This window comes from Streptomyces sp. NBC_01450 (assembly GCF_036227505.1).
GTDB lineage: Bacteria > Actinomycetota > Actinomycetes > Streptomycetales > Streptomycetaceae > Streptomyces.
On the sequence record NZ_CP109481.1, the window covers coordinates 1,599,314 to 1,611,706 of the forward strand.

The 12,393-nt window shown below is 69.0% G+C and carries 9 protein-coding genes, 1 tRNA gene and 4 pseudogenes; 6 read left to right on the top strand and 8 right to left on the bottom strand.

What is annotated here, in order from left to right; genetic code table 11:
• Window positions 1-21: 21 nt before the first annotated feature.
• A pseudogene (locus tag OG568_RS55965) lies at window positions 22-588 on the bottom strand (IS6 family transposase); the annotation flags it as partial.
• A 95-nt stretch (window positions 589-683) separates the two neighbouring features.
• On the opposite strand from OG568_RS55965, the gene OG568_RS55970 reads away from it, so the two are divergent.
• On the top strand, window positions 684-1,022 hold the full coding sequence (locus OG568_RS55970) for a hypothetical protein (RefSeq protein ID WP_329537686.1): 339 nt from the start codon (window positions 684-686) through the stop codon (window positions 1,020-1,022).
• Between the two features lie 163 nt (window positions 1,023-1,185).
• Window positions 1,186-1,801 (top strand): annotated as a pseudogene (locus tag OG568_RS55975) (transposase).
• 206 nt (window positions 1,802-2,007) lie between these two features.
• Here OG568_RS55975 and OG568_RS55985 read toward each other — a convergent pair.
• Window positions 2,008-2,286 (bottom strand): annotated as a pseudogene (locus tag OG568_RS55985) (Scr1 family TA system antitoxin-like transcriptional regulator); the annotation flags it as partial.
• A 286-nt stretch (window positions 2,287-2,572) separates the two neighbouring features.
• Between OG568_RS55985 and OG568_RS55990 the strand changes: the two are divergent.
• Window positions 2,573-3,172 carry a hypothetical protein gene (locus tag OG568_RS55990; protein WP_329537687.1) on the top strand — a complete coding sequence of 200 codons (600 nt, stop codon included), beginning with the start codon at window positions 2,573-2,575 and terminating at the stop codon, window positions 3,170-3,172.
• Between the two features lie 309 nt (window positions 3,173-3,481).
• On the opposite strand, the gene OG568_RS55995 is transcribed toward OG568_RS55990, so the two are convergent.
• Window positions 3,482-3,550 (bottom strand) — tRNA-Met (locus OG568_RS55995).
• Between the two features lie 170 nt (window positions 3,551-3,720).
• Entirely contained in the window at window positions 3,721-5,199 is a 1,479-nt protein-coding gene (locus OG568_RS56000) for a DUF2079 domain-containing protein (RefSeq protein ID WP_329537688.1), read from the bottom strand.
• Window positions 5,200-5,373: 174 nt separating this feature from the next.
• Here OG568_RS56000 and OG568_RS56005 point away from each other — a divergent pair, with 174 nt between their 5' ends.
• Together OG568_RS56005 and OG568_RS56010 are read left to right on the top strand one after the other, a co-directional pair.
• Window positions 5,374-6,120 carry a response regulator transcription factor gene (locus OG568_RS56005; protein ID WP_329537689.1) on the top strand — a complete coding sequence of 249 codons (747 nt, stop codon included), beginning with the start codon at window positions 5,374-5,376 and terminating at the stop codon, window positions 6,118-6,120.
• The gene (locus tag OG568_RS56010; protein ID WP_329537690.1) at window positions 6,113-7,732 is read left to right on the top strand and encodes a sensor histidine kinase; all 1,620 of its coding nucleotides are present in this window, start codon (window positions 6,113-6,115) and stop codon (window positions 7,730-7,732) included. The genes OG568_RS56005 and OG568_RS56010 overlap by 8 nt, the downstream gene beginning before the upstream one ends.
• 64 nt (window positions 7,733-7,796) lie before the next feature.
• Here the strand turns inward: OG568_RS56010 and OG568_RS56015 are convergent, their stop codons facing one another.
• Window positions 7,797-9,245, bottom strand: a complete 1,449-nt coding sequence (locus OG568_RS56015; protein WP_329537691.1) for an NF041680 family putative transposase — start codon at window positions 9,243-9,245, stop codon at window positions 7,797-7,799.
• Window positions 9,246-9,438: 193 nt separating this feature from the next.
• Between OG568_RS56015 and OG568_RS56020 the strand changes: the two genes are divergently transcribed.
• Entirely contained in the window at window positions 9,439-10,305 is an 867-nt protein-coding gene (locus OG568_RS56020) for a GNAT family N-acetyltransferase (protein WP_329537693.1), read from the top strand.
• Window positions 10,306-10,321: 16 nt separating this feature from the next.
• On the opposite strand, the gene OG568_RS56025 is transcribed toward OG568_RS56020, so the two are convergent.
• From OG568_RS56025 to OG568_RS56035, 3 genes and pseudogenes are all read right to left on the bottom strand, one after another.
• Window positions 10,322-10,981 (bottom strand): IS5 family transposase, encoded by a 660-nt coding sequence (locus OG568_RS56025; RefSeq protein ID WP_329537694.1) that lies wholly within the window; start codon window positions 10,979-10,981, stop codon window positions 10,322-10,324.
• Window positions 10,982-11,609: 628 nt separating this feature from the next.
• The gene (locus OG568_RS56030; RefSeq protein ID WP_329537695.1) at window positions 11,610-11,798 is read right to left on the bottom strand and encodes a hypothetical protein; all 189 of its coding nucleotides are present in this window, start codon (window positions 11,796-11,798) and stop codon (window positions 11,610-11,612) included.
• Between the two features lie 335 nt (window positions 11,799-12,133).
• A pseudogene (locus OG568_RS56035) lies at window positions 12,134-12,286 on the bottom strand (GNAT family N-acetyltransferase); the annotation flags it as partial.
• Between the last annotated feature and the right edge of the window lie 107 nt (window positions 12,287-12,393).

The following is a 12,393-nucleotide window of genomic DNA, read 5'->3' on the forward strand; positions in this document are numbered from 1 at the left end:
AGCCGTCGGCCGGTGCTGTGGTCAGGGTGCCGCGGGTACGCCTGTGATCTTGTTCCAGATCGTGAAGCGGAGGGTCATCTCGGCGCGGTGGTCGGGCGCGGTCAGAAGGGGGCGGCGGGGCCGGAAGTGTGGCGAGACGGCGCTGAACACCGAGAGGAATTTCTGGGCGCCGGCGGGTGAGCGGAAGCCCTTCATGGCGCGTTCGCGCCGGCGGGTCGGCTGGTGGGAGTTCTCCGCGCGGTTGTTCAGGTACGTGGACTGCCGGTGCCCGACGGAGCGCATCAGCTCGCGGTGGGCGACGCTGTAGCCGCGGAGCTTGTCGGTGACCAGCGCCCGCGGCACCCGGCACTGCTTCTTCATCAGCTTGGCCATGAACCGCCTGGCCGCCTTGGCGTCGCGCCTGCTCTGGACAAGGACGTCCAGCACGTTGCCGTCCTGGCCGACCGCGCGCCACAGCTACCACCGCTCGCCGTTGATCTCTACGAACACCTCGTCCAGCTGCCACTTGTCACCGGCCCGGGGCTTTCGGCGGCGCAGCCCGGCCGCGTACGCGGGTCCGAACTTGGCGCACCACTGGCGGATCGTCTCCTAAGCTAAGAGCTGTCCCGCAAATGGCGGGTGGGGCGAGGTGCTGAGCGGATACTCGCAAGACTCCGACGAGGCCGCTGTGGCAGCCTGCGGGCATGCCAGAGCTGCGCGTGCATGCAGGCCGTCACTACGCGATCCAGTTCCACTACGCCTTGCCAGACGACGCCTGGTGTGTGGAGCTGAGCGAGGCCGTCCCGGCGCCGGCTGCGTGGGCTGAGATTCCCAACGCAGAAACTCACCTGCCTGGAGCTGCCTTCGTGGTGGCGGTGATACCCGACGAAGACCCGAGCCTGGAGCCGACCGTCCACGTCCACAGCCACGACGAGCACGTCATCCCCTACGAGATCATGCGCTGGTTCATGGAGCAGGTGGCCGAGCAGGTTGAACGCTGCCGCCTCGCGTTCGAGCAAGGAGCACCTGAAGCAGTGGAATGATCACGCAGTGACTGGTGTGATCACGGCGTCGGAGCCTTCCTGGATAGCCCCGTTCAGCGGACTGAGCCCGCGGCAGTTCGACAAGCTGGTCACCGCGTTACGACGCGAGGGCGCAGACCCCGTTCGCAAGGGACGGCCATGGAGCCTGCCGCTGGAGGACCGGGTGCTGCTGGTCGCCGCGTACTGGCGGACGAACCTGACATTGCGGCAGCTCGCCCCGGTCTTCGGTATCTCGAAGTCGGCAGCGGATCGCATCATCGACCACCTCGGGCCCTCCCTGGCGCTGCAACAGCGCAAGCGGTTCCGCAAGGACACCGTGCTGATCGTGGACGGCACCCTGGTGCCCACCCGCGATCACAGCATCGCCGAGCAGTCGAAGAACTACCGTTACTCGACCAACCACCAGGTCGTCATCGACGCCGACACCCGACTCGTCGTCGCCGTCGGCCGACCCCTGCCTGGCAACCGCAATGACTGCAAGGCAGGGGAGCTTTCCGGCGCGAAAGACGCCGTCGGCAAGACCACGGTCATCGCGGACGGCGGCTACCGCGGCACCGGCCTGGTCATCCCGCACCGACGCGAACGCGGTCAGACCGAACTGTCGGGCCTGGAAAGAGGAACACAACGCCTCCCACCGCAAGGTCCGAGCACGCGTCGAGCACGCCTTCGCCCGCATGAAGAGCTGGAAGATCCTCCGCGACCGCCGCCTCAAAGGCGACGGCGTCCACTACGCCATGCTCGGCATCGCCCGCCTGCACAACCTCGCCCTCACCGGGTGACGGAGAAGCGAGCAGGTCCTCCCGTACGCCAGAGATCATTTACGGGACAACGCTTAGGAGACGATCACGCCGCGGGCGAGCATGAGCTCCTCAACCTCGCGGAAGCTCAGCGGGAAGCGGTGATACAGCCACACGCAAGTAGGCGATGATCTCCGCCGGGTACCGGAACCCCTCATACGACGACGACCCCGCGTCCAAGACTGCCCCCACACGGTGAGCTGCGCGGTGAACGGGACGATGCCGAGGAAGACGGACGCGAGCGGCATCACGGCCAGGAGGTGGCGCAGCTGGCCGCGCATGGCGTCGGGGCCTGCGGTGCGGTAGCGCAGGACGGACTCTTCCATGAGGACGACGTAGCGGTGTCCGCCCTCATAGAGGAAGCGCGAGCGGGCGACCCGGGCGGCGACCGCTTCGGAAACGTCGTTGGGCGTGCCCTGGAAGGCCGTGATCTGCCCCATGAAGGCGGTGGCGAAGCCGGGTGCCTGACCAGTGACATACCCCTCCGAATTCACACCAACAAACCAATACCTGTCATCAGGCCGGGAAGTCGCCACGATACCCGGACGCGATGCCATCGCCTCCGCCTTTCTCTACGCGGATTTGCTGCCCGGGTCCGTCTCTGGGATCTTGTCCGGGGGCGGCGACGTCAAGCGACGCGCCCAGCGGCCGGCACCACTCGACCCGAGGTCACCACTAGACCGACTGGTGGGCCGTGGCCGAGCCACGAGCAGCGGCTCGGCAAACTGTCGCCATACGAAGAAGGGGAATAGCGTGAACACCGAGAAGGTTACGGCCCGACGCCTTACGACTGAGGAGGTTTCAGAACTGAACCTCCAGGACAGTATATTCGTTTCGGCAGAGATGGATGGTATTCCTCTCGACTGCTACGCCCCGGCTTTCCTCGCGAAGCCAGGTAAGAATTTCGAGGGAGGATCCTTCACCGCAAGGACGATCTTCGGTAAGGAAATTCATATTCTCCCGGACAATACCGAAGAACGCGGGATCTGGGTTTCCGACGAGGCAGGGGAAGAAATCGAAGTTCTCCAGAGTGCTGGCGTCCTCCTAAACCTCGCCCTCTTCGTGCCCAACGGGAACAAGGAATCTCTGGAGTCGCTGTACACCGCCGCAAGGGAAGCGTTCGGCGTGGGAATCGTTCAGCGCTGGAACGAGGAAGTCATCCCGGTGCCGGACGTCAAGGTCGACCTGTACGAAGAGCCGACCCGCGGGCGGAAGAACACGAGCAGCCAGATCCGCGACCGCCGCGCCTTGGACATCTACCCCACCCGAGTGCGGTTCATGGAGCCCAGCGATGGCTGGAGGTTCATCCTCGAACCGCACAAGGACGTCATCGACGACACACCGACGATCTGAGCTGACAGCAGCCCAGAAGAGGCCCGGCAGCGGCGGCGTACTGGTCTTCAGGCGGCTGCGAGGGTGACCCTCGACGCCTCGGTCTGGCGGCGGGGACGGGCCAGGCGGCGGGACATGAGGGTGATGGCGGCCGGCCCGGTCCGCCGCCGTTCGGCCAGCCGCCGGGCACGGCAGCCGACCCCGAAGAAGCGCAGGGACGTGTGTCTGGAAGACCAGGGCGGGACGGCAAACTCCCCCGCTTCGCCCGGTGCTGAATCTGTGGCCGGAGAACGCGTCAGGGGCCCGGCTGGTGCCGGGCCCCTGCTTTTGTAGCGGGGACAGGATTTGAACCTGCGACCTCTGGGTTATGAGCCCAGCGAGCTACCGAGCTGCTCCGCGATCGTCCTCACCGCCGGCGCCCTGGGCACCGTCCCGGCGGACGCCACCGGACAGGCCCTCGACCTCGGCGTCCGACGGCTCACCCAGGTACGGGAACAGGGGCGGGCGCAGGCGTAGGACAGGCGTAGGAGGCGCCACGAGTTCCACGGCGTCGCAGGCCTGCGGCTCTGTCAGGGCCGCCGCTGCAGGAGAACGTAGCCGTCCTGGTCCGCGACGGTTCGGTAGAGGCCGTTGTTGCGGACCTCGGACAGCATCCTGCGGTCGTCGTCGGGTGAGATCGGCCAGCCCATCGGTTGCGCGTTGTCGTCGATGATCCACTCCGGGTCGGGACGGCTGCCCCCCAGGCCGAACACGCTGACCCGGGTGCGGTTGGTGAGCTGCGGGACCAGCCGGTTGGAGGCGGCGACGGTGGCGTCGTCCGGGATGCGGTCCATCAGCCGCCGCGCGGTCGCGAGCCGGGGATCGGTGTGCCAGGTGGCGGGCTGCGTCAGCTGCCACAGCGGGAACTGGGGCAGCAGGAGCACGGTGACGGCCGCGCTCGCCGCCAGCGCGTACCGCACCGGTCCGGGCCGGGTCAGCGCGTCGACGAAGGCGGCGAACAGGATCGGCATCAGGACCGCGCTGTAGTGGTAGTTGGTTCCCCAGTAGGCCGGGTTGTCCGACGCGAAGCGCCACACGAGCGTCGGCAGGGCCGCCCGCAGGAGCGGGGAGCGCACGGCCAGGAACCCGGTCACGGACAGCAGGGCCAGCACCGTCTGCGCCTTGGTGTCCGGGGTGACCATCCCCACCGTGTAGTGGAGGAGCAACTCGCCGGCGCCCGGCGTGGCGGACCCCGCGCCGGGCACGCTGGAGCTGTAGGCGAACGTGCCGCCGGGGTTGAACGCCGGTATCACGACCAGCATCTCCAGGAAGGACCCGAGCACTCCGGCCAGGAACAGGGCACCTCCCGTCCTGCGGTCGTCGCGCTCGCCGGTACGCGCGATCAGCAGGCCCACGACCGCGACGGTCAGCCCGAGATCCTCCTTCACCAGCAGCAGCGGAAGCGCCCACAGGGCCGCGGCACGCGCCCGACCGCGGCCCACCGCCGTCAGGGAGAACGCCAGCAGCGGCACGGCGAAGCACACCTCGTGGAAGTCGAACCCGACCGTCTGTGCGACACCCCAGGAGGTGCCGTAGCCGAGGCCGATCACCAGCGCCGCCCGTCGGCCGCGTACCTCCTCGGCCCACCTGGCCAGGGGTATCACCGCCACCGCGAGCAGTGCGGCCTGCGCCACCAGCAGGGTCACCGGCGTCGGCCAGACCCGGTACAGCGGTGCCAGCAGGGCCAGTACGGGCGAGAAGTGGTCGCCGAGCAGCGGGAACCCCGGTCCCTTGAGCTCGGCCACCGGCAAGTGCCCGTGCGCGTAGGACCGTACCGCCTGCTCGAAGATCCCCAGGTCGTAGCCGGTGGTCAGCATCCGCTGGTGCAGCCGCACGGACAGCGCCGTGTACGTCACGAAGCACACCAGGGCGAGCGACAGCGCGGTCGCCCAGCCGGGGGCATCCCGTGATGGCCGGGCCGTTCCGGTGACGGGTCCGGCCGCGTCGTTGCGAGACGGCGGGCGGGACGGGCGGGGCGTAGAGAGGAGCGTGGTCAGGCGGGTCGGCATGTCGGGGCCTTTCGTACGGCGGATCACCGGTGCGGCGCTCGCCGCGCGGGTGGGCCGGCGCGGCGAGCACCCTTCCGGGGCTCGGACACCGTGCCGGAGAGCCGCTGACCAGGCCCTGACCGAACCTGACGAAGCGGTCAGGGAGCCGCCGGAAGCCTGTGGCAGGCTGGCGGGGTGAGGATTCTGGTGGTGGAGGACGAGCGTGAGCTGGCGGAGACGCTGCGCCTCGGGCTGACGGCCGAGGGCTATCGCGTGGACGTGGCCCATGACGGCCGCGAGGGCCTGTGGAAGGCCCGCACGGGTGACTACGCGGCCGTCGTGCTCGACCTGATGCTGCCGCTGCTCAACGGCTACCGGGTCTGCGCCCAGCTGCGCCGTGAGGGCATCACCACCCCCGTGCTGGTGCTCACCGCGAAGGACGGCGACTGGGACCAGGCCGAGGCCCTCGACACCGGCGCCGACGACTACGTCACCAAGCCGTTCACCTACCTGGTCCTGGTCGCACGGCTGCGCGCGCTCATGCGCCGGGCGCGGGGACCCGCCTCCCCGCTGCTGGCGGTGGGCGACCTGGTCCTGGACGTGGCGGCCAGGACCTGCCGCAGGTCGGGCGTCGCCGTACCGCTCACGCCCCGGGAGTTCGGAGTCGCCGAGGTGCTCGCGCGGCGGCCGGGCGAAGCGGTCACGAAGTCGGAGATCCTGCACCACGCGTGGCCGGACGAGGCCGAGGACCTCAACCTGGTCGAGGTCCGGGTCAGCGCCCTGCGCCGGAAGATCGACACGGCCTTCGGACGGCAGTCCCTCCTGACGGTGCGCGGGGTGGGCTACCGGTTGGTCGACGACCGCGTGGAGACGGAGGAAGGCGCCGTTCAGGAGCCCCCGGCCAGGCGGTGGGACGGTGCCGGACGGAACTCCGGTGTCTGACGTTCCGAACGACCGGGATCCGAACGGCCGGGATCCGAGCGGGCGCCGCGCCCTGGTACCCGCGTTCCCGTCCGGCGTGCTCCGCCGGCTGCGGCGCGCCCGCCTTCTCCCCCGCTCGGTGCGGGCGCGTTCGGCGCTGGCCGCCGCCTTCGCCGCGGCCGTGCTCTTCACCTCCGGGGCCCTGCTGATGCGGCATCAGCTGTACGACGAGCGGCTGCGGGCCACCTCGTCGGTGGCCCAGCAGCAGGTCGACACCCTGCTCAGCGCCACCGCCTACGCGTCCATCGGCGGCCCCTGGGGAGCAGCGCCGTACGAAATCGTCGCCGACGACGGCATGCTCCTGGCGTCCAGTCCCGAGCTGGCGCCGTACGAGAAGGACGGCCACGCGTTCCTCCCGGGCCCGGGCCGGGGTGGGAGCCTGCCCCTGTACACCAGACGCCGGTTCACGTTCCCCGCCGTGGCCGAGCCGGCGGCCCGCTCGCTGTCCGGACGGAGCCTGACCACCGTCGACGGGACGGTGCCCGCCTCCTATCTGCCCGGCGAGACGCAGGGGCGCGGGGTGGCCGCCGACGCCCGGGTCCGGGTGTACGTCCTGATCGTCCCGGACGATGCCGAGCGGGCGGTCGGCGACCTCGACGGGGAACTCGTCGTGGCTGTTCCCGTCGCGACCGCGCTGGTGGCCGGGGTGGCCTGGCTGGCCACGCGGCGGGCGCTGCGGCCGGTCGAGGCGATCAGGGCGCGCACCGCCTCGGTGACCGCGACGGACCCCCGCGAACGGGTGGAGGTACCCGACACCGCCGACGAGGTGGCGGAACTGGCGCTGACCATCAACGCCACCCTGCAGCGGTTGGAGGAGGCGGCCACGGCGCAGCGCCGGTTCGTGGCGGACGCCGCGCACGAACTGCGCAGCCCACTCGCCACCCTGCTCGCGGGGCTGGAGGTGGCCACCGCCTACCCCGACCGGGCCGACTGGCCCGCCGTGGTGTCCGCGGCCGGCCGGCAGGCGCGGCGGCTGAGCGGTCTGACGGAGGAACTGCTCCTGCTGGCCCGGCTGGACGCGGGCGCCCCGCCGGCCCCCGCCGAACAGGTCGACGTTGCGGCACTGGCGGGCCGGCTCTCGAAGGAGTACGCGGAACGCGCCGGGGGTTCCCCGAAGGTGGATCTCCTCGTCGCCGCGCCGGATGCCGCGACAACGGTGTTCGCGGCACCCGGTCACCTCGAACGGATCCTCCGGAACCTGCTCGACAACGCCATGCGCCACGCCGCCGGCCGCGTACTGCTGACCGTGGCCCGGGACTCGGCCGCACCCGGGTCGGTGCTGTGCACCGTCCGCGACGACGGGGCCGGCATCACGGAAGCCGACAGCGAACGGATATTCGAGCGGTTCACCCGCCTGGACGAGTCCCGCACCCGTACGGACGGCGGCACCGGCCTCGGTCTCGCCATAGCCCGCGACCTGGCGGCCCGGCACGGCGGCCTGCTCGTGCTCGCGGTGCAGCCGAAGGGTTCGGGGGCGTGCTTCGTCCTCCGCCTGCCCGCGGGAGACCCGATGCCGATACGGCCCCGCCCCTTCAAGGGTCGGGGACGGTCCGCCAGGTCGCAGCGACGATGAAGGAGCGCGCCGCGTAACCACTGCCGTCCCGGCCCGGGGACCCCCGGGCCCTTGAGCTTGTTCCTTATCTACAGGATCTACGAGGTCTGCCGATGGCCTTGAGGGTCTCGGGGCGTTTGACGGTTTTGCCGACGTCGTAGCGGGTGGCGGGCCGCCGGTTCTTCGAGCCGGGGGGTCGTCCGGGCCCAGTTCCGGTCGGTTGGGGAACACGGGCCGGGCAGAGCAGGTAGGCGCGGATGTTCCTGAACCCGCGGCGGACCCGGGCCGGGGTGAGGTGTTCGGGCTTGGTCGGCTTCTCCCAGGGCCGGCGGAGGTCGCCGGCCAGCGGCCGGGCGAGGCGGAGCTGGGTGTGGGCGACGACCAGGAGCGAGGTCCAGCGGTCCGCCGCCTCGGGAGCACGGATCTTCGATGTGGTCCAGCCGAGGGTCTGTTTTCCGAACCGGAAGGTGTGCTCCAGATCGAATCTCCTGAGGAACACCTGCCACAACAGGTCCACGTCCGCCGGGGCGGCAGCAGTCTTCGAGGACCACAACCAGACCGGCGGGGCTTCCCGGTCTTTCAAGAGGTGCTCGACCTCGAGGCGGACCAAGGTGCCCTCGACGATGGGGAGTTCAGCGTCGTGCTCCAGCCAGGCCGAGCGGTGGGTCAGCCTCTGGTGGACCCGGTCCCACGCCTGGGCTTCGGCCTTGCCGTAGTTCACGGTGTCGGTGGAGGTGGTGATCGCCGGTTCGGGCCAGGTCTCGGGCTTGGTGAAGCGGAACTCCGGCCCGTGCTTGGGCGGGTGGCCGCCGTTGGGGTTGTAGACACGGGGAGGCTTCGGCAGTCGCATCACGCGGTCGCCGCGGATCCGTCCGACCAGTTCGACAGGCAGATCCCGCAGGAGCCAGGCCAGACGGGTGACGTCGTAGCCGGCGTCCATGACGATCGTGATGTCCGGGTCCCCGGGCGTCCACCGGCCAGCCGCGACGAGCCGCTCAACCACACCCCTCAGCTGGGCGGCGGTGACCGCGGTCGCGTCGTCCTCGGGCCCGAGCCGGACCACATCCAAGATGCCGGTCCACGACGTGGCCCCAGGCTCCAGGACAGCGACGAAGGAGTACGGCCAGCCCGGAATGAACTGCGACGCGGACTTCGCCCGACCGTAGACATGGCAGAACAGCCTGTCCGCCGAGCACGGCGCGTCCGACCGCAGCCACGGCGACACATCGACCGCCAGCACCAGGCGCCGATCCTCGAACCGGGGCAGCGGCAGCCCGGCCGGCAGGGTCCGCAGCCGCTCGATATCGATCCCGCCGCGGTTGAGGGCTCCGTACAACGTTCCGTGCCCACGGCGGTGTTCGGGCACCATCGTCAGATCGACCGGCGAGACCACCGGGCCGTCCACGCACAGCACCGCGTCGGTGAGCTCGAACAGCTCGTCCCGCCGGGCGGACAAGCACGCGTAGAACTCGCCCCGGAAGCGTGAGGCTTGCGCCAACGCCTCCATCCTGAGCCCGGATAGGAGCACACTCATGGCCACGGCCTTCGCACGGTCCAGATGCCTACTCGACTTGGCACACGATCGCGTGAAGGCCGCCCTACGTGCTCGACGAACTGGGCCGTGTCTCTTCGATCATCGGCTGCGTTCCCGAGTCTCCAAACCCGCACCACGCCGGCCGGTCGGAACCGGGTGCGGACTGTCGGTGCGGTGGTGTGTGATCGGGGGTATGGCGATTGTGTTGGGCAAGCCTGGAGTCGACGGGCTGAGCGAGGCTGTGGGTGTGCTGCGGGAGTGGCAGTACGACGGGGCGCCGATGCAACTGCATCCGGGGGACCTGGGCTGGTTCTGGCGGTCAGGTGCGGAAGCGACCGCCGCTGCGGTCCGGACGTGGAGCCGGGACGGACAGGTTCTCGCCGTCGGCCTGCTGGACGGTCCCGGGCTGTTACGGCTGACGATCGCGCCAGACGCTCAGCAGGGCGAGGAGCTGGCGCAGCGATTGGTTGAAGACGTGGCCGAGCCGGAGCGCGGCGTGCTGCCCGAGGGGAAGGCGAACATCGAGGCGCCGATGGGTGCGCTGGTCCAAGATCTGCTGTTCGAGGACGGCTGGAACGCCGACGAGCCGTGGACGCCGCTGCGCCGCGACCTCACGGAGCCGGTGAAGGACCCAGGCGTGCGGATCGAGGTGGTCGGACCGGAGCAGGCGAACGTGTTTGCCGCAGTACATCGGGCAGCGTTCGACGGGTCGAGGTTCACGGACGAGCGCTGGCACGCGATGGCGGCCGGATTGCCGTACGCCGACGCCCGGTGCCTGGTCGCGTACGACGACCAGGGCAACGCGGTGGCGGCGGTGACGGTGTGGTCGGCCGGTCCGGGTAGGCCCGGGTTGCTCGAACCGATGGGCGTGCACCGGGAACATCGCCGTCACGGCTACGGTGAGGCGGTCACCGTAGCCGCGGCGGCCGCACTCCAGGAGCTGGGCTCGTCGAGCGCGATCGTCTGCGCCCCGAGCTCCAATGTCGGCGCCATCGCCACCTACAAGTCAGCCGGCTTCCAGCAATGCCCCGAGGTCTGGGACCAATACCGGGACGCCTAGCGCCTTGCTTCCTCGATCACGAGCGGAGCCAGATGAGGAGTGCGGCAGCGGTGACGGTGCCGAGGAAGACGTATCCGCGCTTGTCATAGCGGGTGGCGACGGCTCTGAACTGCTTGCGCTTGTTGATCGCCCGCTCGACGGTGTTCCTGGCTTTGTACCGGGTCTTGTCGAAGCCGGGTGGCCGACCGCCGCGTGAACCCCTGCCGAGGCGGGCGGACTTGGTGTCGCTCTTCTCTGGGATCACGTGCCGGATGCCACGTCGTCGCAGGTAGGAGCGGATCAGGCCGTTGCTGTATGCCTTGTCGGCGCTGGCGCTGTCCGGCAGCCGCCGCGGTCGGCCCGCCCCGAGTCGGGGTACGTAGATCTTGTCCATGACCGGTTCGAACTGGGTACAGTCCGCCCGCTGGCCGGGTGTGACGACCAGTGAGAGCGGTCGGCACTTACCGTCCGCGCTCAGATGGACCTTCGTGGTCAGCCCGCCGCGGGAGCGGCCGAGTGCTTCGCCTGACGCACCGCCTCCGCCAGGAACGGGCGCAGACGCATGTGCGCGTGCAGGTGAACTGATCTTTGTGGGGCCCCTTTTGAGGTACTGGGCAGTGCCGGTGGCGGAGCTGTTGGGCAGCAATGGCTCCAGCACCGCCCATTCGTCGTCGGTCAGATCCCCCCTGCTGAGCATGACCAGAACAACGAATCACTGATCGAAGAGACACTATGTAGGCAAAAGCGCCTCAAGTTCGAGACTTATTCGAGCCCGTGTCAAGGCACGGGTTCATCTGCAGAGCTGGGTACATGCTCATGCAAGGGTTCAGGCTTCCCCCCTCTGGCCGAGGGGGCAACGGTGATCGAGATGGCATGCGTACAGGCGGAGATTCCGAGGGAGTCGGGGCATGAGCGACAACGGCGCGTTGTATGGACTGCTCGGGGCGCTGGGGGGAGCTGGAATCGCCGGCCTCGCGACGGTCTACGGCCCGGCACTTCTGCATCGGCGACAGTCAGAGCAGAGGACGAGTGAGGAGCAGACCCGTCGAAGGGAAACAGAGATCACTCGGCTACTGAAGATGCGAACCACGGGTCGAGCATGGGTCGATGCGCTGGAGCGCACCGTCCAAGATCTGGAGGCCCACCGTCCTGTGGACGTCGACCGATTCGATGAGAGCATCGACCGAGTCAGCGCAGAGACTACCGAGGCTGGGCACGCTCTCGCTCACAGTGGTCTTTGGCTCGAATCGCAGGACACGCCACCACACGGCATCCCTTTGGTCCAGGCTCCCCCTGGCCGTCCGGAAGCGGGCAATGCAAACGGTTCAGCCTCCGCAACCCTGTCCCAGCTCCTGGGCCGGTTGCGAGAGGCGACTCACGAAGTCCGTGCAGAAGTCCTGCAGAGCCCTGCCCGGCCAGAAGTCCCGGTACGTCGCGAGGTTCTGGAGGCCCTGGAGCAGGTCAGGGCCGCGCGTGCACAGCTGAATGCCGTTCTCCTCGAACAGATCGACCACATCAACGGAGGTCGTGCACGCCGCGCGTAGAAGTGGGATGGCCTGTTTCCTGTGTGGGGTCTACAAGACCGCTGACTGACTCCGGCAAGGCCATCCTTCAGGGCGGCGGCAGCCTCTGCGCATGCCGCCTGCACCCAGCTAAGTACATGATCTTTGTACGCCGACCGCCCCGAAGATAGTGAACAAGCTGAGAAGCTTTCTGAACCTCTTTGCGCTCCTCACGGGGCTATGCAGCGGGACAGGTCTCTGTTTGCCGTTCGGACCGGCGTCCATCGACGCTGATCCGAACGGCGGGTGGCGGGTTCTGGATCGTCTGTCTCAGTTTCTGCTGTGGCTCAGAGTGCGCGGTGCATGATGTGGAGCCCGACGTAGCCCTTCGAGGGATGCCGGAAGCCTTCCGGCAACGTGCCAAGCACCTCGAAACCGATGGACCGATACAGTTTGACCGCATGCACGTTCGTCTCGACGACCGCGTTGAACTGCATCGCGGCCTCCAGCAGAGCGGACAGGATGGCTTCCGCGTGGACGTGAGTGGGAACGCCCCGCCCCATCGCTACTCACCCGAGCCCTTCAGCAACTTCTGAAGCTGCTCGTC

What these genes read in the sequence shown, in the direction of transcription:
- OG568_RS55970 (WP_329537686.1), top strand. Translation starts at nt 684, where the DNA reads ATGCCAGAGCTGCGCGTGCATGCAGGCCGTCACTACGCGATCCAGTTC.
- OG568_RS56000 (WP_329537688.1), bottom strand. Translation starts at nt 5,199, where the DNA reads ATGCCGACCCGCCTGACCACGCTCCTCTCTACGCCCCGCCCGTCCCGC.
- OG568_RS56015 (WP_329537691.1), bottom strand. Translation starts at nt 9,245, where the DNA reads ATGAGTGTGCTCCTATCCGGGCTCAGGATGGAGGCGTTGGCGCAAGCC.
- OG568_RS56020 (WP_329537693.1), top strand. Translation starts at nt 9,439, where the DNA reads ATGGCGATTGTGTTGGGCAAGCCTGGAGTCGACGGGCTGAGCGAGGCT.
- OG568_RS56025 (WP_329537694.1), bottom strand. Translation starts at nt 10,981, where the DNA reads ATGCTCAGCAGGGGGGATCTGACCGACGACGAATGGGCGGTGCTGGAG.